Consider the following 19,966-nt stretch of genomic DNA (forward strand, 5'->3'; position numbering starts at 1 on the left):
GCAGACTTAAAGTTTTATCGAACTAGTTCTTCATTAACAACGTTTGAATCACAGTGGGGATTAACTCCTCCACTGACTTCAGGACGATCGCCCCTCCGGCTTGCTGAAGTTGCAACGAATAAGCAGTCGCATACTCTGGTGTGGTTTGGGCATGAGGGGGCAAAATCCCAACCCCAATCCACTGGCGTGAAGGCTCCTGCTGTCGAGCATGTTCAACCGTTTGCATATCGGCTACAGTATCTCCCACATAGATCACTGGAGACAAAGTGCCTGAGTGCGGTTCTAACTGTTGAATCACATCGAATAACCCCGTGGGATCCGGTTTTCCGGGAGCATCTTCCATTGCCACTAGAACGGGCGATCGCAGCCCCAAACGTTTTTCCAGTACATAGGTCGCTGATCCTCGCGTAGCCCCACTAAAAAAGCCCCATCGAATCTGGGCTTGAGTTAGCCCCTCTAAATAGCTGGGTTGTAGCAACAATGGCTCGTCGCAGATATAACCTGTCCAGTGAACGGGATCGGGACCGCGATAACGGCTCTGAAAAAAGGCAACAATCTCTTGATAATCGTAGTTGAGTTGAGTGCGATCGCCCCCCTGCCCCTCAAAGTAACGATAAATCAGTTCACGAGAGGCTTCCCAGTCATTATTCCACACACCTTCACCCTTCAAAGTATCAATGTCTTTCATAGAAGGGCGATAAACTCCGCCTGTATAATGCTCGACCGTATCCGCCAGAGCACGACGGTAAGACCCTCCCACATCCCGAATGACACCATCGATATCAAATACAACGATTGCGCTAGCTGTCTTTTGCTCTGCCTGATACACGAATCTTTTTAACTCCCAACTGAGGATTCTTTGGCATTCCTATCATCTCAGGTCTAGGTGGATTAATATAGAGAATTGTAGTTTTGTAGAAACAGCCGGAGGCTGTCGCTGGAGGTCGCATTGGCGAAGTTCATTTTGAAAGTGCTTTGGCTGGAAAAAGACGTTGCACTGGCAGTTGATCAAGTCGTTGGGAAGGGAACTAGCCCTCTCACGTCTTATTTCTTTTGGCCCCGCAATGACGCATGGGAGCAATTAAAGGCAGAATTAGAATCCAAACATTGGATTGCTGAAGCCGATCGCGTCGATTTATTAAACAAAGCCACCGAGGTCATTAACTACTGGCAAGAAGAAGGCAAACGCCGCACAATGGCTGAAGCCCAATCCAAATTCCCAGAAGTGACCTTCACGGGGAGTGCCTGATTGAAGAGAGTTTTGGGTGGTGAGTGTTCAATACATCGGTAAATCGTTGTTAACACGATCACCAACTTGATTTTTGAGCTTGGCGGTTGAAACCGCAGCTACAAGAATAAAACCGATCGACGTTGATTGAAGGAGACGCTGAACCCTTCAAGTCATGCAGGTAGGCTTTGTTCTGATAGCCACGACTTCAGTCGCCAGCGATAAAGTCACACCTACAATGATGTCAGCTTCAATAAGGACGAGTTTCGTTCTCAACCTTCGATAGGAATACAGGCAACTGCTTTTCTTGCCCTTTATTCGGAGCTAGCCGTGCCAAAGCGGTAGCCTTTGCCGTAAACCGTGTGGATTAAAGGGCTCTCCTCATTCGCTTCAATTTTGCGACGCAGCAGGCGAATTTGTGCCGCTAAAACATTACTGCTCGGTTTTTCCCCATCCTTCCACAAGTGCTGATGAATTTGGGTATGAGTCAATAGCTGGTTCGGATACCGCATCAGATATGCAAGCAGTTGAGCCTCCTTTTCTGAAAGCTCAATCCTCCGTCCCTGCCGATAAGCCAGTTGATTGTCGGAGTCGAGTTCTAGATCCTCCACCTGAAGGCGTTGAGGGGTAGTGACCTCCAGGGTGGGTGGACGACGCAACAGAGCACGCACTCGCGCCAGCAATTCACGTAATTCAAAGGGCTTGATCAGGTAATCATCGGCTCCAGCATCCAACCCGGCAACGCGATCATCGATTGTGTCTTTGGCTGTGAGAAACAAGACCGGAGTCATATCCCCGTGCGATCGCAACTGTTGGCAAATCTCCAAACCAGTGGTGTGGGGCAACATCCAGTCCAAAATTAGCAGATCATAACTGCCACTAGCAGCCAAGACGCTCCCCTCAGCCCCGTCGTGGGCAATATCAACCCGATATCCCTCTCGCGTCAATACACGGCTGAGGGGGTCGGTCAATTCAGCTTCGTCATCCACCAACAAAATCTGCATGAAAACTATTCTAATGTCAGTCGTTCTCAGCAAGTCCTGTTTAGAACTCCGGTGGTGTTCCAAACCTGTTGATAACCTCTGTAAGACCCCCTGTAGTCACCCTTACCAAGGGGGACGGCGACAGCCGGGGGTTAGTAGCAACAGATCTGAAACACTACCTGCACCCCGTTCTAACCAACCCCTCGGTTGCTATATCTTAAAGAAGCGTTAGTGGCTAAATCCTACGATGACCTCGGCGATCGCAAAGACATTACAGCTTGATTTCGTGCGGCAGCAATTTCCTGCACTGGCAGGAGAGTGGACATTTTTCGATAACGCTGGTGGGTCACAAACCCTGAAACCAGTGGTCGATCGCATTGCAGAATACCTGCTTACCTCAAATGTGCAACTCGGTGCCTCCTACACAATCTCCCAGTTGGCAGGTCAACGGGTAGCAATGGGCGCACAGGCGATCGCCACACTGATGAATGCGGCTCCCGACGAAGTGGTGATGGGAGGATCGACCAGTTTGTTGCTGAGAATTTTGGCGTTGTGTTTGAGCCGCATTTGGCAACCGGGAGACGAGGTGATTGTCACCAATTGCGACCACGAAGCCAACATTAGTCCCTGGATGGACTTGCAGCGGCAGGGCATCGTCGTCAAAGTTTGGCAGATCAACCCTGAAACGCTGGAGTTACAAATTGAGGACCTAGAAGCCCTACTCACTCCCAAAACACGCCTGGTTGCCTTAACGCACACTTCTAATATTTTGGGGACAATTACCCCTATTCAAAAGATTGCAGAGGTCGTTCACGCGAGTGGAGCACTGATTTGTGTGGATGGCGTAGGCTACGCAGCACACCGTTTAATTGACGTGCAAGCATGGGATGTAGATTTCTATGCCTTTAGTTTTTACAAAGTCTACGGTCCTCACTACGCTGTGTTGTACGGCAAGCGCGAACATTGGTTGGCTTTACCCAACTTCAATCATTACTTCATCAACACTGAACTTCCTTACAAATTTCAACCGGGGAACGTCAACTTTGAACTGAGCTACGCCATGGTGGGACTTTGCGATTATTTGAGGAATTTGGCAACTCATCATAAAAGTGCCATATCCTCTGATTTGCGGACTCAAATGGCTCAAGCTTTTGATCTCATCGCAGACCATGAGACGGTGATTGGCGATCGCCTCCTGACCTACCTCACCAACAAACCCAACGTTCGTATCCTCGGCAACCTAACGAGCGATCGCCATCAACGAGTTCCTACAATTTCCTTTGTGGTAGATGGGGTCAACAGTTCCAGCATTCCCAAACAAATCGACCCCTACCAGATCGCGATCCGGTACGGCGACTTCTACGCCAAGCGATTAATCGAATCGTTGGGCTTGGTCGATCAGGGAGGAGTCGTGCGGGTCAGTATGGTGCATTACAACACCGTCGAAGAAGTCGATCGTCTGATCGAGTGCTTTGAACAGGTGCTCTAGAAATCTTGAACCTATGATCGAGCCTCCTGAGGGGACGCGATTAATCGCGTCCCCTCAATAAGTTTGATTAATCGCGTCCCCTCAATAAGTTTGATTAATCGCGTCCCCTCAATAAGTTTGATTAATCGCGTCCCCTCAATAAGTTTGATTAATCGCGTCTCCTCTATTCTCACAGCGTATGAGCCTCAATCACTTCTACCTCAGCCTCGGCATCGGCTAACCATTGCCGCATGGTTGGCAATGCCCAAATTGCATCCGCATAGGCTTGCGCTACCGGATCAAGGGAAACGCCGTAGGTGACAAACCGAGACACCACAGGCGCATACATCGCATCAGCATAGGTGAACTGTCCAAACAGGAAGTCGCCTCCTGCGCCAAACTGTTGACGGGTATCACGCCAAAGTTGGGTAATGCGATTGATATCGTCTTGAACTCCCGGTTTGCGCCCCTCCCCCGGATAACGAGAGCGACAATCCATCGGCATATGCTCCCGCAGTGCCCGAAATCCAGCGTGCATCTCCGAACTGACCGCACGAGCGATCGCCCGTGCCTTTGGATCTTGGGGCAACAACTGGCGATCGGGGGCTTGTTCCACAATGTATTCACAAATCGCCAAGGATTCCCAGATGTGCAAACCATCGTGAATCAACACAGGAACGCGCCCGGAGGGGGAGTGCTCCAAGATCTTGGCATGGGTTTCCGGAGTGTCTAATGGAATGCGGATTTCTGTGAATTCCAGTCCCGATTGTTTGAGGGTTAACCAAGCCCGCAACGACCAGGACGAATAGTTTTTGTTGCCGATGACTAGAGAAAAGGATGCCATGTGGAGAATTCCAAAAAAGTGCTGAAACTGGAGGACTGAATTACAAGATCGATCCCTCAGCGGTGTGCGATCGGTAGTCTATCGCGCTCCCTCCTCGAACCGCTATCTATAGCGTTCAGCTGTTCTAGAAATAAAATTCATCCATTCCGCCAATTCCTATGATGAAGGCAACTTCTTTTTCTCACGTCTCCACATCCCATGCCAGCAATCCCCCGGGTAGGGCCAGTGCCTTGCACCGAACTTCAGCCGATTGGTTAACTTACTTTCGCTTCAATCGAGAAACTCCGCGATCGCTACCCTGGAACGACGAGACACCCTTAACTAACACTGAAAAGCAGATCATTGCTCACTCCATCAGTTATTTTCAATTAGGCGAAAGCTCCGAAGGAACACACTTGATGCGACTCGCCCGAAACTACGCTGAACAGAGCGGAGATTGCCATTGGGTCAAGGTCATCAAACTCTTTATCGGTGAAGAACAACGGCACGCCCAGGATTTGGGACAATTCATGCGTCAGCATCAGTTACCTCTGGCACAAAAACACTGGTCTGATACCTGGTTTCGTAGGCTGCGCCGTTTGGCAAATTTGGAAATAGCATTGATGGTTTTATTAACGGCGGAGGTGGTGGCAACACTCTATTACCCTGCTCTGGGAATAGCAACGCGATCGCCTCTGTTACATGATCTCTGTCAGCAAATTCACCAGGATGAAACTCAACACGTTCAGTTTCAGACCGAGACGTTACAGCGCATCTGGCGATCGCATCCGCAGTGGCGACAGTGGTTCACTCGAATCCTGTATAGGTGCTTCTTCCAAGTCACTCTGATTGCCGTGTGGGTAAGCCACCGCCCCGTACTGCAAGCCGCAGGCTACTCGTTTACAACCTTCTTTCAACAAGCCTGCATCGCGCTCAACACTAATCTCTTTACAGAGGTGAATATATAGATTCAGTAAACTTGCTGAACCGTCCACCAGTGCAGATGCTACACTAGGTGTGTTGTAGTGTTGCAAAAGGTTGCAGTGCGTTGAGAATTTCTGCATTAGCTGGATGTTGTTGGCTTCCAGTGTGGTACTTAGAAATGAAATTACAGCGCAAGCGGCTCTCCGACCCGGCTCTGTCATGGGCAGACCGTTGTGAAGGACCCAGTATGAGCTGATCGACCTGTAACTGTAGGTTGGCAGGCAGTAGCTATTGGCTACCCGCTAATAAACGGCATGAATGTTGTTTTTAGTAGCCTTGCGAACTCGGTCGGTCAAAGCTCTCTTTAGAGTTTTTCCTAACTAAATGATTTGGATGACGGCAAATCGTCCTGCTTTGTTAGCAGTGCTATTCGCTGACTGCTTTTGCTTTTGGTGCTGAGCCAACAGCAAAGGGGGTAACGGTTTTGTAGTGATGCAAAGCCATGTTTGCTTTAGAGTCTTTGCCGTTCTTCCGCCGAAACGCATGTTCACTTCACTTCGATGTGTTTAATTCATTTGGGAGTCCCACCATGTCTAGCCTACTCAACCGTAAGATTGCACCTACCCCCATGCCCACTGAAATTGGGGTTGTAGATTTAATCGACAATTATTTCACCGCTTATAACTCGGCTCGTCTGCGCGAAATCTGTCATCTTTTGAGCCACGATGTTATGCAAGATGGAGTCACTGTTGGTCTAAGTCTGTCTGGAGCGTTGACTCCTGCTGGTTTTGGCGTCTCCGTGCTATCTCCATTGATTCGCAATGGCTTTATTGATTGGATCATCAGCACTGGAGCTAACCTGTATCATGATTTGCACTACGGATTAGGGTTGAATCTGTATAGTGGCAATCCTTTTGCAGATGATGTCAAACTGCGCGAAGAAGGGCAAATCCGCATCTACGACATCACCTTTGGTTATGATGTGTTGCTCGAAACAGACGCCTTTATCCGAGAACTATTGCGGGCAGAGCCCTTTCAAAAACGCATGGGCACTGCTGAGTTCCATCATCTGTTGGGCAAATACATTAACGCCGTTGAAAAGCAAATCGGCGTCAAACACTCCTGTTTGCTCTCCACTGCGTATGAATGCGGTGTGCCCATCTACACTTCCTCGCCAGGGGATAGCTCGATTGGGATGAATGTAGCCGCTCTGGCATTGGAAGGATCAAAACTGGTGATTGATCCCTCTCAGGATGTCAACGAAACCGCCGCGATCGCCTATACGGCACGGGATGCAGCAAGTGACGGCAGCGAAGGCAAGAGTGCCGCCATCATTATTGGCGGTGGTAGCCCCAAAAACTTCTTGCTGCAAACTCAACCTCAAATCCACGAGGTGTTGGGACTGGAGGAACGGGGGCACGACTACTTTGTGCAAATCACGGATGCTCGTCCTGACACCGGGGGACTGTCGGGCGCAACCCCCTCGGAAGCTGTGAGTTGGGGCAAGATTGACCCTGACGAGTTGCCCAGCACCATCGTCTGCTACACCGACAGCACGATCGCCCTACCCATCATGACCGCTTATATCATGAGCCAGAGTGCTCCCCGTCCACTGAAGCGACTGTACGATCGCCGGGAAGAGATGCTCGATCGCTTGCGGTTAGCCTATTACGCAGCCAAAGCTCGCCAACCGGAGCAACCCACAGCAGCGATCGCTCAAATCGTCACCGCGACTCGTGAACCTGTCGCAACGTATCCCTGCGGTACACCCATTAAACGGTAGGGCGGAAAAGGCTAAACGATGAGCGATAAATGATGAAAGTTAAGCGGTGGTGGGTTGTGTGTAATCGAAACTCACTGCCGCTTTTACACTTTGATTAGATCAAAGGTATCGCGATCGCCTCGTTCTATAAAGGATGTAAAGATGATGCGTTACGCTGCGCTAATACATCCTACCGGACTGCTCTCTTTTTATCCTTCAGCCTTTATCCTTCATCCTTTTTTTCAGTTTCGGTGATTATTGCTGTAACGAATCCGTGCCCCTGCCCATTGCAGTTTTTCTCGTAGGGTCTGGTAGTAGGAATAGTTTTCTTGCAGGATGATGAATTGCGCCTGACAGTCTGCCATCCGGATGTCCACTCGTTGTCCCGGCCAGATAGAAGTCGCTAACACCCCATCCATCCACAGTTTAGTCGTCAGTTCGCGATCAGCAAGCGGCCAAATGCTCACGACCGAACCAGGAGGAAGGACAATGGGACGACTGGAGAGGCTCAATGGACAAATGGGGGTAACAGCGATCGCCTCCATACCAGGATGAATAATGGGACCGTTTGCCGCAACGGTGTAACAGGTGGAACCTGTCGGAGTTGCCACAATCAACCCATCCCCCTGGTACTGATCGACCACCTCCCCATCGATCTCCATTTCTAAAATGGAGGTAATCATCCGGTCAGCAGAGGCAGGCTTAACGCACATCTCGTTTAGAGCCAGGTAGCGATCGCTCATCGGTTCCCGATTGCTGCGACTACCCTCAAAGGTCGTTGCCTGGAGCATCATCCGTCGCTGCACCGCAAAGCGATCTTCCTGGAGTCGATCTAGCAAAAGATTGGAGTTGCCAAAGTCGTCAGCAGACTCAGTGAGAAAACCCAACGTTCCGCCCACATTGAGTGCCAGAATCGGAATGCCTTCAGGGGCAAGATGACGGGCGGCTCCCAAAGCAGTACCATCACCACCCAGAACAAGAGCAAAGTCAATGGGCTTAGAAACCGACGCCAAAAAAACCGGGTAGGGGTTATCCTTAGACCCACTGGGTCCCAACAAAACCTTGCAATTACGCGCTTCCAACTGTCGGGCACAATTTTCTGCCCAACGTTGACTCAGGGGATCGCCCGCCTTATGAACAATAATGACCTGATTTAATTCCACTCCCGACGATGCTCAATCTGCTACCACTTCAACAGATTGAATTGCTCCATATCTACAGTATCGCGGTTGCGGTAAATCGATAGAACAATTGCCAAACCCACAGCCGCTTCAGCCGCAGCAATGGAAATAACAAATACCGCAAACACTTGTCCTTTGACACTTTGAGGGTCAAGGTAGTTGGAAAACGCCATCAGATTGAGGTTGACCGCATTGAGCAATAGCTCAATTGACATCAAGACTCGAATCGCGTTGCGGCTGGTGACTAGACCATAGATGCCAATGCAAAAAAGAGCGGCAGCAATAAGAAGAAAATACTGTAGTTGCATGGATTGTGTCAGTGTCAAAGGGTGAATTAAGCGTTGCGATCGCCAGGAGATTCAGTAATCGTCCGCTCTGGACGAGTGATGCCAACAGAAGTCAGCTCACGCGGACGTTCCGGCAGCGTCAACACGGGCTGCTGAGGCTGGACGGCTGAGGAATCGTCTGGCAAAAACTCGCGGCGTGCCAGGACAATCGCCCCAATTAATGCCATCAACAGCAATACAGATGCCAACTCAAACGGCAATAAGAAATCGCTGAAGAAATGTAGCCCAATCGTGTAGATTGCTCCATCTCCTGCAACAGGCGACCCTGAAATTGCCCAAGGAGTCGCAAGCACCATTGCTCCCAATAAGGCAAACAGACCAGAGCACACCAGAGCAGTAGCCGCCCTGCCCAACCAGGCATTAGCCACTGGGCGGAACGGTTGCCGCTTGTTAACTAGCATGATCCCGAACAGGATCAGAACGTTAACGGCTCCGACATAGATGAGCACCTGAGCCGCAGCGACAAATCCAGCATTGAGCAGGATATACAAACCAGAGATGCTGATAAAAACACCACCCAGCAGAAACGCTGAATAGACAATGTTATTTAACAACACGACACCCAATGCGGCTGCCAGCGTCATAAAGGCAAGGATGCCGAACGAAACAATTTGAACCCCATCTGCTAGATTCACCGCTACCTCGTCTCCATCAAATAGTGCATCAACATGTCTAATTGCGATCGCCCACTCAAGGTATAGCCGATCCAAATCAGGCTACTTCGTTTCCATTTCTTCTAAGATCTCTTCTGGCATCTTACCAGCCCGACGCGACCCTGCTGGTAAACCGTGGGGCTCCAGAACGCCTTTGGGCAGATAGGCAAGCTCACGCAGTGGAGTCACCATGGGATCTTGAGTCACCTTGTAAGGCAAACGTCCTAATGCCACATTGTCAAAGTTCAACTCGTGGCGATCGTACGTTGCCAGTTCATATTCCTCAGTCATCGAGAGGCAATTCGTGGGGCAATACTCAACGCAGTTGCCACAGAAGATGCAAACTCCAAAGTCGATGCTGTAGTGATTCAGTTTTTTCTTCTTGGTTTCTTTGTTGAATTCCCAATCAACAACGGGCAAATTAATCGGGCAAACCCGAACACAGACTTCGCAGGCGATGCACTTGTCAAACTCAAAGTGAATTCGACCCCGAAACCGCTCAGAAGGAATGAGTTTCTCGTAGGGATATTGAACGGTAATTGGGCGGCGTTGCATGTGGTCAAAGGTAACGGACAGCCCTTGCCCGATGTATTTTGCCGCTTGTCCTGCTTCTTTTGCGTAGTCAACAACAGACTTAAGAAATTTCAGCATGGCGATCACAGTAAAGTTGAAGCAAGTGGATTGAACTTAAGAGGAGAATCGATTCAGTTAGCCACCAAAAGCAACGGGGAAGGCAAGCTTAAGCCCTGCGGTTAACAACAGATTCACCAGCGAGACTGGTAACAAGAATTTCCAACCTAAGTCTAACAACTGGTCAATCCGAACGCGGGGTACCGTCCAACGCAACAGGATTGCAATGAAAACGAGTAGATAGGCCTTAAAGACGGTCATAATAATGCCGATCGCCCCAGTGATAACCTGCAACCAGGGAGTTGTCTCACTCACGCCAATCCAATCGGCGATTAAGCTGATGGGAATGGGAAAATCCCAACCACCCAAGTAAAGCACCGAAACAAACAGGGCAGAGAGCACTAAGTTGACATAAGAGCTGAGATAAAACAGACCAAACTTCATTCCAGAATATTCAGTCTGATACCCTGCAACCAACTCCTCTTCTGCTTCGGGCAGGTCAAAGGGGAGACGCTCACACTCTGCCAGAGCTGCGATCCAAAAGATCAAAAAGCCAATGGGCTGTCGCCAAATATTCCAGCCGAGGATGCCATAACCGGATTGCTGATTGACAATGTCAATGGTGCTGAGAGAGTTTGACATCATTACAATCGCCAGCACAGACAGTGCCAAAGGCAGTTCATAGCTGATGGACTGAGCCGCTGCGCGCAAGCCACCCAACAGCGAGTATTTGTTATTGGAGGCATATCCCGACATCAACAAGCCGATGGGGGCAATACTCGATAGTGCAATCCACAAAAAGATACCAACACCCAGGTTAGTGATTTGTAAATTTTGACCAAACGGCACAATCAAGTAGGACAAAAAGACTGGTACAACAACCAATACAGGTCCAAGCGTAAACAGCCAGGGGTCAGATTTGGCTGGAACTAAATCTTCTTTGAAGAGCAATTTTGCACCATCGGCAATGGGAATCAACATTCCCAGAGGTCCAGCAAACTCAGGACCGATCCGTTGTTGAGCGGCTGCTGAGATCTTCCGCTCCAACCAGGTGGTAACGAGTACACCAAAAGTCGCACCCAGAAGGACCAGGAGCATAGGGAATGGCATCCAGATGACCTTTGCCAACTCTGGTGATAAGCCAAAACTGCTAAGAGCTTCAATAAAGCTCCTTTGTAAATCAATTCCAGAATTCATAGGTTGCCGCTCTAGGCTAGTGCTCTGTTAAGCAGGTTCACAAAAAACGATTGGGCTGATTGCAGACTCGTCCAGATCCATCGGGTCAAAGCAGGAACGCTTGTTTGTGAAGAATCTTCACGCAGTCCTCGTCATCAGTATATCGTTGCAGGGTTCTCAAAGCGGCACTCATCCACAAGAAGTTCTAAGCAGGAGAGCGGAGAATTCAGTATTTGCTCGAACTGCTCAAACGCTTCTCTAATCAGGGCTACGGGACATAGATAGATTTTTAATTATGGTTTAACTCTCATAAATCGAATTAAATCTATCTAAAGTAATGAGTTTAGTTAATGATCTGGATATGTTTTTAATAAGTTTTCATAGGGTTTTTGTCCATTTGAGCGATCGCCCCTGAGACCTCAAATGCATTTGCTGCCATTTTTAAAAACTTATTGTAAAAAAAGTTGTGTAATTCCAAACAATGTGTATATTGAGAGCTATTCATTTCAGCCAATTCTTAATAGCGACCGACCGATTACGTGTGAGGGAACTGAGATTATTGTGCAAATTCCAAACTTTCCTGAATGCCACCACCCCCTGTTGAAATCGTTGCATCACTACAGCGATCAGGAGTTACTGACTCTGTTTCAGCGTCACCCTGATGCGGGTCAATACTTCACAGCGATTTTTTGCCGTTACAGCCCGATTGTGTACACGTTGATTCGCCACTCAGCGCGATCGCCCGTTCAAGCTGACTATTTGTTTGCGATTACCTGGCGACATATCTATCACGAACTGGGGGGCTTGGATCTGCATCAAAGCTCAGCGGCAGGCTCAGAGGTGATGAACCTGCAAAGCTGGATTATCAACATCACTGCCGTTTGTATCAACCGTGCTGATTTACCGCCTGTTGAGTCAATTCACTATTCGTTGCAAGCGGCTCCGCCTCCACTCTGGTGCTATATTGAGCGATCGCTCGATCAACTCCCCCCTGTGCAACGCCTGATGGTGTTAATGGCACAGACCTTCCACTGGAGCGAAACTCGCATTTCCGCCTATCTCCAGGCTGAAGGAGAGATGATCTCTCCAGCAGAGGTGAAACAGCAACTTCAGGCAGGCTATCAACAGTTAGAAGCCAACCTGCCAGAGGATATTCGAGCCATTTACCTGGAGGGGCAGAACCGCAGTCTAATTGGAGCGGAACCTGTCCCCTCCGAGAGCTAGTTCAAATAGACGGCCCCTGTCGGCTCAATTCGTAAGGCGGTGCGATCGACCGTAAAGTCTTCGGTTGCCTGCAAAATTAGGGTGAGTGTGCTTGTGGAATTGTTGGCTTCAATGGTGGGGCTGATTAGACCGCCATCGTTGCGTCGAAAAGTCAGTGTTGTAGGAATACCCAGGTCTTGCAGCGTTGCCTGAGATTGGGCACCTAAAGCGCGAAACTGAGTATCACCAATCACTTGATAGCTCAACTCAGCCCCGGTTGCGTTGATGACCTGAATGGTTATCGCATTGCCATTCGGTTGCACGATCGCGAGGGGAATGGGTAATACATCGGGTTGGGTCTGCTTCAGGTGTGGGCTGACTCGTTCCGCTGTTGTTTGGGCAGCAGTCATGTCCCCTTGGAGAAGCGGTGACGCAACAACCTGAGAAGGCACAAGGCTCAGTCCACCTGCAAGCAGTGCCCAACTGAGCCACGTCTTCATACCTGGTTTAGAGGGGCGATCGGATTGTTGAAAAATTGATTTAGTCATACGTCAACGATTTAAGCAGAGATTTCATTACTGACGTGAGTCAATCACCAGTGATTCCTTCACCTGTGATTTCACCGGGGGTTATATCGTCATTCATAACTCATTCTTCAGAATTCCAAACTGATCCACCGACTGAGGTATCCTAAGCAGGAGAAATTGAATTCCAGCGAATAGCCTCGGTAGTGAACGCCCGTGAAGTATTTTTTTCTTTCAGATGGATGGAACGTTGGCAGAGTATGGGAGTTTGGTGGGTTGTGGAACGAACTCGCCTGGCGACGTAAACCCGAAATTTATCGGATGAACCTGTGCATGGTAGAGCGTGGCGAAAAGCTATGGCTCCATCGAGTTGAAGATGCCGTTTTGATGTTGGAAGTAAAACCTTCCATGCCACAAGATGACCCAGCCCACGCCATTGGGCAAGTGGTGCTAAAACGATTAATTTCCGCAGAACAAGTGATTGAGCTATTGTGCTCTGCTGAAGCCGTTTTAGACATCCCAGAGAAATAGAGGAACTGAGTCGTAATCGCATCGCACACTCCAGCAGAGGACATCCACCAAGCCTCCCTACAAGGATCTCGGCTTCCCTTTTTGCCCTCTGCGTTTTATGGCCGTAGCCCCATTCGATAGGGCGAAGGCGAGTCAGAAAGCTTCCCCAGAATCAGTGGTTGAGCCATCGCCTTTGTCGTAAGCTTTCTGACCAAAGCTATACCTTGCCTTAGGGCGTTTCTGCCAGATTACTACTCGTTAGGTTGCTGACAGATCGCTGCAATTGCACCAACGAGCGGTTATATCCCAAGATGGCGTTCAACTGATTCACCTCAGCACGGGTCAACTCCGTCTGCGATCGCAACACGTCAGTTTGTGTTCCAACCCCAGCCTGGAAGCGCAGACGCGCTAGCCGCAAAGCTTCTGTTGCCTGCTGAAGTGCCAAAGCCGTCGTCGCAATGTTTTCAAAGTTGGCTTGCAGGGACAGGTAAGATTGTTCGACCTCAAAGCGAACCTGGTTACGAGCATCGGCAAATTGAGTCTCAGCGATCGCAATATTTGCTTCCTGCTGGTCTGCCTGCGCTCTAGCTGCCCCACCATCAAATAAAGTGATGCTGACCTGCGCCCCTAACTCGTAATTATCTTGGAAGCCCTCATCTTCGTTGAGCAGGTTACTAACGTTATAAGCTGCACTCAACGAGACTTGAGGCCCCAGTGCAGCTAAAGCGGCTCGGCGTTGTTGCTCACTGATGTCTCGCTGAACCAACTGCTGCTGCAACTCAGCCCGATTACGATAGGCGAGAACGATACTGTCTTCCAGGGTCAACCCCCAGCGATCGGCAACTCGAACCGGATCCGCTGCTGCAATATTAATGGTTTCCGGTAAATTCAAGCGGCGGGCTAGCTGGCGACGAGAGATTTGTTGCTCACTAATGCGCTGTCTCAACTCCTGCTGAGCGTTTGCCAAATCTACCTGAGCTTGCAGCACATCAAAGCGGGTGCCCACCCCTGCCCGTTCCAGTGCTTCCGCATCTCGCAAACTGCGTTCTGCTTGCTCCAGAGCGTCTCGAGAGATCCGCACCTGTTCATCTGCTTCTTGCAAGTCGTAATAATCATTGGTGACATCTAACCGCAACTGTTCTGCGGTAGTTTCGACCTGCAATTCCTGTAGGCGCACCTGCCCTTCAGCCGCCCGAATTGCCGCCGATCGCCGACCCGAGGTAAACAGGTTGTAGTCAAGTTGGACTGTACCACCAAGCGTGACGTTAATGTCATCCTGGTTACCCACCGGACGGCCAAACACATCGGTCTGTCCCTGGTTCTGGTTTTCTACAGCGTTCAGCGATACCCCTGCCTGGACGGTCGGGTCATTCGCGGCTTGCTGCTCGCGTAAACTGGCTCGGTTTCTTTCTAACTCTAACTGAGCAACTTGAAGTTCCCGACTATTGCGTCGTGCTAACTCTAACGCCTGTTGCAACGTAATAGGCTGAGTGCCAATGAGCTCAACCTCTTCGGGACGAGTTGGAAACAGTAACAGGTTAGGTTCAGCGTTTAAGTATTCTGGAGCAGAGTCAATCTGACCTGGAGCTGAGATCGCAGGCGTTGGAATATCCGTTTCAGGTTGTGAATTGCCAGCATCTGGTCGAGGAACGGCTGGTAAATTTTCAGTTGGAGTTGGATTGGTCGGTGTTGGTGCAGGGTCTGGAGCCGCTTGAGCCGTCGATGTATCTTGAGCTTGCACCAGTAGCACTGACTGGGAGGATTGGAATTGATGGAGCGGTATGGCAACCGGAGCCCCAACCGTTGGGGACGCAACGACCTCAAAGGATGAACCGCCTTGCATCACTGCCAGGGGATATTCAGGATTTGATTTGTCCTCTTCAGATTGACTGCCCTTAGTCAAGCTTGAAGCAGAATTGAACGGTAAGGGAGGTTGAGCAGAGGCAGTTCCAACAGAGTTAAGGGCAATGGCTGCACCAATGCTGAGAGCAATTAGAGGATGATTGGGTTGCATGTTGGATGAGTTTACAGTCCAAAGAACGAGTTGGAAGAAAAACCTGAAGTAGATACTGACAGGGTATTTTACTTGGCAAATAACCCATGAGTTAGTTTAGGGAACTCAAGGAGTTTACACTTCATCCGGTTGGATCAACTCGCAGAATAATCTTACTCAATCCCGATGCAAGACTCCAAAATTTATATCTAGAGAATGATTTTTTAAGAGATAAACAATCGCCTTACCGCCGTAGAAAGTTCAACAGTTCTCGATTTACGGTTTGCGGAGCCTCTTGTTGTATCCAATGACCACATTGGGCGATCGGCGCAAACCGAAACGGAGCCGCAATTAGCTTGTCGATCCCCTCAATCACCTGACGGCTAATCAGGGAATCTTCCTCACCCCACAAGACTAACGTGGGCACAGTGATCGGTCGGGGCGATCGCCCCCATTGGTTGAGCCACGCCTGCGGAGAAAACAGTTGACGATAGTGATTGATAGCGGCGGTCAAGACCCCTGGCTTTTCGAGAGCAGCTTGATACAGTTCTGTATCTTTCGTGGAAAAAGCCCCTTTACGAATGGCTTGCTCCTGAAGCATGTTTTTCACAAAAGCTCGCAAGTTTTGACGGATCAACCATTCGGGTAACGCTGGAACCTGAAATGCCAGAATGTGCCAACTGCGCCGCAATTGATCCAGGTTACTAATCATGGCTTGAGTGAAGTCATGCGGATGTAGGGCATTGAGCAATGCCAGACGGTGGATGGATTGAGGAAACTTTTGTGCCAAAGACCAGGCGATCGTGCCACCCCAGTCATGTCCCACAACATGCGCCTTCAGATATCCCAGGCTCTCAATCAGCCCGCGAATATCGTTACTGAGCGTATCTAAGTCATACCCATCGGCTGGTTTATCAGAGTCGTTGTAACCCCGTAAATCAGGTACCACTACTTTAAAGTGACGCGCTAACGCTGGAATTTGGTGTCGCCAGGAGTACCAGAACTCGGGAAACCCGTGCAACAGGACAACCAGTTCACCCTCCCCTTGAGTCACACAGTGCAGTCGAATGCGATTCGTTTCAACGAAGCAGTGTTGCCATCCAGATTCTAATGCGGTCATAAACTCTAAAAAAACAGTGGACGCAGGTGCGCCTCCTAAACCTGATTGCTCCAAGAGAGTGGAGACAGGGAAATCAAACTGGGACAATCAAAATCGCTTAGTCTTTCTTACTTCTTTATTGAAGCCTTAACGTTAAGGACTTGATATAGCTGTGATATCCGGTTAGGAACCACTGCGCTTTAGTGCCCGATTGAGAGACGCAATGTAACGATTAATACCATTACTTGACTTCGTTTTACAGCTTAACATCCCGGCGATCGCCCGTGGTTCAGTTGAATCTCTGAACTCTTATCCTCGCCCAACTCGAACTATCCCAGATTAAGTAGAATCATTAGGGGCAAACGGTGCCTGTAATCACAGGTACAGTGGCGGGCGTACCCTGGCAGACAATTGACCAGGAAGTCAGTGTCCCATCTGTTAAGGTGCCTAGCCAGACTCGCCCTGCGTAGCCCCGCATCACTCCTGCCGGAGTAGCAGTCGTCACAGCCGCAGCAAGGCTACCTGCGCCTACTGGAGTTGAGGCATAGGTGTAGTTTTTGGACGTCGAAAGACCTACCTGTAAGTCTTCTAAATTACCAAAAGCATTCTTCTCAAGAAAGTATGCCTGCTGACCTCGATTAATGGAGCCAACGTAGGTTAAAGCCTCAGACTCACGAGCCTTACTCGATTGAGAGAGAAATGAGGGCAGGGCAAGGGCTGATAGTAAGCCAATGATCATGATTACGACCAGCAACTCCAGTAGGGTAAAGCCCCGATCTTGCGGGATAGACTTAACCCAATATTGAAGAAATTTCGCTTGTAGTTCAGCCTTCATAGGTAATTCTTCCTTAGAGAGTGGGATGGTCGATTCCGACTCCGGGGTTGTGCGAACACCACGTAATTAAAATCACTGAGTAATTTCACGGTGTTCTTGTTTACCTATTCCTGAAAGCAAAAAAAAATCCGGAATTCAGAGCAGGAGCGATGCCTGAGCTTTGTGAACTCTTAAAATCGGTATGAAATTACTGTGGAGATGAGGAATCATTCATCACTTTGGGGTAGAGAAGAAGCGAGGGGTGAGCAAATTGGTTCTGATACTTGGAAATCTATGGCTGATCTCACTTTCAGAAATTACCGATACAGATCTAAGTAACGTCAGTTCGGTTTAAGAGCCTGGTGAATGAATTCGCGGCTATTAAAGCAAAGTCCGCGACTCGACTGAGTTTCGCCGACCGTCCCTGCGTAGGCGGGTTTTGTTCTGGTAGCTGCGGTTTTAACCGCCACTCCCCTAACCGTCAGATGCACCTGTCGTGACAAGAGGTTTGGCGAGGATTCACAGTGTCTCAATTACTAACTTGAATTGTGGCGATCGCCCGTCCAAGAAAAAAGGCGCGGAATCCGCGCCTTTCAATGTCAGTTCTGCGATAAATGATGCGATGAAGTAATTACATCAACCCTAACTGAGAGAGAATGCCATTTCCAGTAATCAACTCAGTTGCGAGACCGATTGCAAATCCTAACATTGCCAAACGACCGTTCCAGGTTTCAGCAAATTGAGTAAATCCGAACTTTGCTTGTTGATCTTGCATGGGGAGTAACCTCAATAGAAATTCAACTTCTGTAATAGAAGTTAACATAACTTTAGGTTACTTGACAATATTCTCGCTGAATGGTTGATAGTACTGATGACAGCAGCGTTGAGGGTTGAACAACCCCTCAAGTCAACACCCAGTTGACCAGGGTTCGCACTGCAAACCCCGTTCCCCCCGCATTGTTGTAACCATTGTCCTTATCTGCCCAAACGGGACCCGCAATGTCGAGGTGTACCCAGGGCGTTTCTTTGACAAATTGTTTGAGGAAGAGGCTCGCGGTAATGGCTCCACCGGGACGGGGACCCGTGTTTTTCATATCTGCAACGACCGACTTTAGTCCGTCAAAATATTTCTCCTCCATCGGCATCTGCCAGAATTTCTCGCCTGACTGCTTCGCGGCTTCCAAAAACTCAGTGGCGATCGCCTGACTGGTGCTCCACAAGCCAGCAATATCATCTCCCAGGGCAATGACACACGCTCCGGTTAGCGTTGCCAGATCGACAATGGCATCAACCCCTAACTTCTCCGCAAACACCAGGGCATCCGCCAGGGTCAGCCGTCCTTCGGCATCCGTGTTGTTGATTTCGATGGTTTTGCCATTGGAAGCGGTGAGAATGTCACCGGGATGCATGGCACGACCGCTAATCATGTTCTCTGTCACCGCACTGATAAAGTGAACTTCGACATCGGGTTTGAGGGAACCAACGGCTTTAGCGGCTCCCAAAGTTGCAGCGGCTCCCCCCATATCGGTTTTCATCATCTCGATACCGCTACCCGTGGGTTTGATATTTAACCCACCGCTATCAAAGGTGAGCCCTTTACCGACGATCGCCAATTTGCGACGCGGTGTGCCCTGCGGGCGATAGGTGAGATGGATAAATTTGGGGGGTAACTCAGAGGCTTTTGCCACACCCAAAAAGGCTCCCATGCCGAGTTTCTCGCAATCTTCCTGCTCCAGGATCTCTAACTCCAGAGCATACTCACGGGCGATCGCCTCTGCGGTTTCTGCCATGGTGATGGGGGTAACGATGTTGGCAGGGGCAGAGACTAGCTCGCGTGCCAGGATGACCCCCAGGCTAATCTGACGGGCACGATTAATCGCATCCTCCTGTCCTGGGAAACCCAGTAATTCCACTTGTTGAATCTCAAAGGTTTTGTCATCATCTGACTTGAAGCGATGGTCATTGTGCAGAGTTAGTTCTAAACCTTCTGCGATCGCCTGCACCGTTTGAGCCGGATCATTGTTCCAGGCAGGGAAGCTAATGCCAACAGTTTTGCATTTTTCACGCTTCACCAGACGCACTGCCGCCGCAGTTGCTCGTCGCAATGTCTCCAGGGTCAGAGCATCAGACTTACCCAACCCCACAACAGCAATTTTACGAATAGGGCTATTTGCACCAACTCTGGTCACAGCCGTGCTTTCAGCTTTGCCTTTAAACTCAAACTCGTTAATCAGTTCTTGTAGCGTACCTGATAGGGTTTGGTCTAGCTCGGCTAAATCGCCCGTTAACTCGATCGCATCTTCAAACAATCCAACAACCAAACAATCGCCTGTCCAATTGACCCGTGGTGTATCTGTGCCTCGAAAATCCATGACTACAATTACCGATATATCCTTCTATATCTACCCAGTATTGCTCAATTCTTTAACCCTTGGTTTAGCATTTAACAGAGGGAATGGGGAGGAGGAAAGGGAGTGACTACGATGGTTAACATCAACTATTAGAAACGTGAATTAAATAACCTGGGCAATTTCCTGTCTGTACGGGTTTGACAGTGCCAAACCCCTCCGCAAAAATTGCACCTCGTTCAATCCATAACCCTTAGAATGCGATCGAGATAGTCGCAGGAGAATGCGATTGAGACGGTT

Annotated in this window: 20 protein-coding genes; 6 read left to right on the forward strand and 14 right to left on the reverse strand. The window is 49.4% G+C overall.

The annotated features are described in order from the left end of the window. Positions 1 to 22: 22 nt before the first annotated feature. Positions 23 to 829 (reverse strand): TIGR01548 family HAD-type hydrolase, encoded by an 807-nt coding sequence (locus H6G89_RS17275; RefSeq protein WP_190508573.1) that lies wholly within the window; start codon positions 827 to 829, stop codon positions 23 to 25. A 120-nt stretch (positions 830 to 949) separates the two neighbouring features. On the opposite strand from H6G89_RS17275, the gene H6G89_RS17280 reads away from it, so the two are divergent. Beyond that, complete coding sequence (locus tag H6G89_RS17280; protein WP_190508575.1) at positions 950 to 1,249, forward strand: 30S ribosomal protein PSRP-3; 300 nt, start codon at positions 950 to 952, stop codon at positions 1,247 to 1,249. 293 nt (positions 1,250 to 1,542) lie between these two features. Here the strand turns inward: H6G89_RS17280 and rppA are convergent, their stop codons facing one another. Further along, a complete protein-coding gene (gene rppA / locus H6G89_RS17285; protein ID WP_190508577.1) occupies positions 1,543 to 2,232 on the reverse strand; it encodes a two-component system response regulator RppA in 690 nt (229 codons plus the stop codon). Positions 2,233 to 2,458: 226 nt separating this feature from the next. Between rppA and H6G89_RS17290 the strand changes: the two genes are divergently transcribed. Continuing rightward, positions 2,459 to 3,700, forward strand: a complete 1,242-nt coding sequence (locus H6G89_RS17290; RefSeq protein ID WP_190508579.1) for a cysteine desulfurase-like protein — start codon at positions 2,459 to 2,461, stop codon at positions 3,698 to 3,700. 169 nt (positions 3,701 to 3,869) lie between these two features. Here H6G89_RS17290 and H6G89_RS17295 read toward each other — a convergent pair whose 3' ends face one another. Further along, on the reverse strand, positions 3,870 to 4,523 hold the full coding sequence (locus H6G89_RS17295) for a glutathione S-transferase family protein (RefSeq protein ID WP_190508581.1): 654 nt from the start codon (positions 4,521 to 4,523) through the stop codon (positions 3,870 to 3,872). A gap of 158 nt (positions 4,524 to 4,681) precedes the next feature. Between H6G89_RS17295 and H6G89_RS17300 the strand changes: the two genes are divergently transcribed. Beyond that, positions 4,682 to 5,470, forward strand: a complete 789-nt coding sequence (locus H6G89_RS17300; RefSeq protein WP_190508583.1) for a ferritin-like domain-containing protein — start codon at positions 4,682 to 4,684, stop codon at positions 5,468 to 5,470. Between the two features lie 545 nt (positions 5,471 to 6,015). Next, positions 6,016 to 7,209 (forward strand): homospermidine biosynthesis protein, encoded by a 1,194-nt coding sequence (locus tag H6G89_RS17305; RefSeq protein WP_190508585.1) that lies wholly within the window; start codon positions 6,016 to 6,018, stop codon positions 7,207 to 7,209. Positions 7,210 to 7,430: 221 nt separating this feature from the next. Here the strand turns inward: H6G89_RS17305 and H6G89_RS17310 are convergent, their stop codons facing one another. From H6G89_RS17310 to nuoH, 5 genes are all read right to left on the reverse strand, one after another. Continuing rightward, the gene (locus H6G89_RS17310; protein ID WP_190508588.1) at positions 7,431 to 8,351 is read right to left on the reverse strand and encodes an NAD(+) kinase; all 921 of its coding nucleotides are present in this window, start codon (positions 8,349 to 8,351) and stop codon (positions 7,431 to 7,433) included. A 20-nt stretch (positions 8,352 to 8,371) separates the two neighbouring features. Continuing rightward, on the reverse strand, positions 8,372 to 8,677 hold the full coding sequence (gene nuoK / locus H6G89_RS17315; RefSeq protein ID WP_190508590.1) for an NADH-quinone oxidoreductase subunit NuoK: 306 nt from the start codon (positions 8,675 to 8,677) through the stop codon (positions 8,372 to 8,374). Positions 8,678 to 8,703: 26 nt separating this feature from the next. Then, a complete protein-coding gene (locus H6G89_RS17320) occupies positions 8,704 to 9,351 on the reverse strand; it encodes an NADH-quinone oxidoreductase subunit J (protein WP_190509002.1) in 648 nt (215 codons plus the stop codon). A gap of 81 nt (positions 9,352 to 9,432) precedes the next feature. Next, positions 9,433 to 10,020, reverse strand: coding sequence for an NAD(P)H-quinone oxidoreductase subunit I (ndhI, locus tag H6G89_RS17325; protein ID WP_375539698.1), 588 nt, complete (start codon positions 10,018 to 10,020; stop codon positions 9,433 to 9,435). A gap of 57 nt (positions 10,021 to 10,077) precedes the next feature. Beyond that, entirely contained in the window at positions 10,078 to 11,196 is a 1,119-nt protein-coding gene (nuoH, locus tag H6G89_RS17330; protein ID WP_190508592.1) for an NADH-quinone oxidoreductase subunit NuoH, read from the reverse strand. Positions 11,197 to 11,736: 540 nt separating this feature from the next. Here nuoH and H6G89_RS17335 point away from each other — a divergent pair. After that, a complete protein-coding gene (locus tag H6G89_RS17335; RefSeq protein WP_190508594.1) occupies positions 11,737 to 12,399 on the forward strand; it encodes an RNA polymerase sigma factor in 663 nt (220 codons plus the stop codon). On the opposite strand, the gene H6G89_RS17340 is transcribed toward H6G89_RS17335, so the two are convergent. After that, on the reverse strand, positions 12,396 to 12,926 hold the full coding sequence (locus tag H6G89_RS17340; RefSeq protein WP_190508596.1) for a hypothetical protein: 531 nt from the start codon (positions 12,924 to 12,926) through the stop codon (positions 12,396 to 12,398). The two genes, H6G89_RS17335 and H6G89_RS17340, sit on opposite strands and share 4 nt — an antisense overlap. Before the next feature lie 192 nt (positions 12,927 to 13,118). Between H6G89_RS17340 and H6G89_RS17345 the strand changes: the two genes are divergently transcribed. Then, on the forward strand, positions 13,119 to 13,433 hold the full coding sequence (locus tag H6G89_RS17345) for a hypothetical protein (RefSeq protein WP_190508598.1): 315 nt from the start codon (positions 13,119 to 13,121) through the stop codon (positions 13,431 to 13,433). A 208-nt stretch (positions 13,434 to 13,641) separates the two neighbouring features. On the opposite strand, the gene H6G89_RS17350 is transcribed toward H6G89_RS17345, so the two are convergent. The 5 genes from H6G89_RS17350 to H6G89_RS17370 all read right to left on the reverse strand — a co-directional run bounded on the left by H6G89_RS17350 (position 13,642) and on the right by H6G89_RS17370 (position 19,690). Continuing rightward, positions 13,642 to 15,426 (reverse strand): TolC family protein, encoded by a 1,785-nt coding sequence (locus tag H6G89_RS17350; RefSeq protein WP_190508600.1) that lies wholly within the window; start codon positions 15,424 to 15,426, stop codon positions 13,642 to 13,644. Positions 15,427 to 15,649: 223 nt separating this feature from the next. Further along, the gene (locus H6G89_RS17355; protein ID WP_190508603.1) at positions 15,650 to 16,525 is read right to left on the reverse strand and encodes an alpha/beta fold hydrolase; all 876 of its coding nucleotides are present in this window, start codon (positions 16,523 to 16,525) and stop codon (positions 15,650 to 15,652) included. A 331-nt stretch (positions 16,526 to 16,856) separates the two neighbouring features. Continuing rightward, positions 16,857 to 17,339 (reverse strand): type IV pilin-like G/H family protein, encoded by a 483-nt coding sequence (locus H6G89_RS17360; RefSeq protein WP_190508605.1) that lies wholly within the window; start codon positions 17,337 to 17,339, stop codon positions 16,857 to 16,859. Between the two features lie 610 nt (positions 17,340 to 17,949). Further along, on the reverse strand, positions 17,950 to 18,093 hold the full coding sequence (locus tag H6G89_RS17365; RefSeq protein WP_190508607.1) for a chlorophyll a/b-binding protein: 144 nt from the start codon (positions 18,091 to 18,093) through the stop codon (positions 17,950 to 17,952). A gap of 127 nt (positions 18,094 to 18,220) precedes the next feature. Beyond that, on the reverse strand, positions 18,221 to 19,690 hold the full coding sequence (locus H6G89_RS17370; RefSeq protein ID WP_190508609.1) for a leucyl aminopeptidase: 1,470 nt from the start codon (positions 19,688 to 19,690) through the stop codon (positions 18,221 to 18,223). Positions 19,691 to 19,966: the final 276 nt, after the last annotated feature.

It is taken from the genome of Oscillatoria sp. FACHB-1407, from assembly GCF_014697545.1.
Classification (GTDB): Bacteria; Cyanobacteriota; Cyanobacteriia; order Elainellales; family Elainellaceae; genus FACHB-1407.

Bases quoted from the DNA above. Each gene is read 5' to 3' on its own strand.
- rppA (WP_190508577.1), bottom strand. From the start codon at position 2,232: ATGCAGATTTTGTTGGTGGATGACGAAGCTGAATTGACCGACCCCCTC.
- H6G89_RS17290 (WP_190508579.1), top strand. From the start codon at position 2,459: ATGACCTCGGCGATCGCAAAGACATTACAGCTTGATTTCGTGCGGCAG.
- H6G89_RS17295 (WP_190508581.1), bottom strand. From the start codon at position 4,523: ATGGCATCCTTTTCTCTAGTCATCGGCAACAAAAACTATTCGTCCTGG.
- H6G89_RS17300 (WP_190508583.1), top strand. From the start codon at position 4,682: ATGATGAAGGCAACTTCTTTTTCTCACGTCTCCACATCCCATGCCAGC.
- H6G89_RS17305 (WP_190508585.1), top strand. From the start codon at position 6,016: ATGTCTAGCCTACTCAACCGTAAGATTGCACCTACCCCCATGCCCACT.
- nuoK (WP_190508590.1), bottom strand. From the start codon at position 8,677: ATGCAACTACAGTATTTTCTTCTTATTGCTGCCGCTCTTTTTTGCATT.
- ndhI (WP_375539698.1), bottom strand. From the start codon at position 10,020: ATGCTGAAATTTCTTAAGTCTGTTGTTGACTACGCAAAAGAAGCAGGA.
- nuoH (WP_190508592.1), bottom strand. From the start codon at position 11,196: ATGAATTCTGGAATTGATTTACAAAGGAGCTTTATTGAAGCTCTTAGC.
- H6G89_RS17340 (WP_190508596.1), bottom strand. From the start codon at position 12,926: ATGACTAAATCAATTTTTCAACAATCCGATCGCCCCTCTAAACCAGGT.
- H6G89_RS17350 (WP_190508600.1), bottom strand. From the start codon at position 15,426: ATGCAACCCAATCATCCTCTAATTGCTCTCAGCATTGGTGCAGCCATT.
- H6G89_RS17355 (WP_190508603.1), bottom strand. From the start codon at position 16,525: ATGACCGCATTAGAATCTGGATGGCAACACTGCTTCGTTGAAACGAAT.
- H6G89_RS17360 (WP_190508605.1), bottom strand. From the start codon at position 17,339: ATGAAGGCTGAACTACAAGCGAAATTTCTTCAATATTGGGTTAAGTCT.
- H6G89_RS17365 (WP_190508607.1), bottom strand. From the start codon at position 18,093: ATGCAAGATCAACAAGCAAAGTTCGGATTTACTCAATTTGCTGAAACC.
- H6G89_RS17370 (WP_190508609.1), bottom strand. From the start codon at position 19,690: ATGGATTTTCGAGGCACAGATACACCACGGGTCAATTGGACAGGCGAT.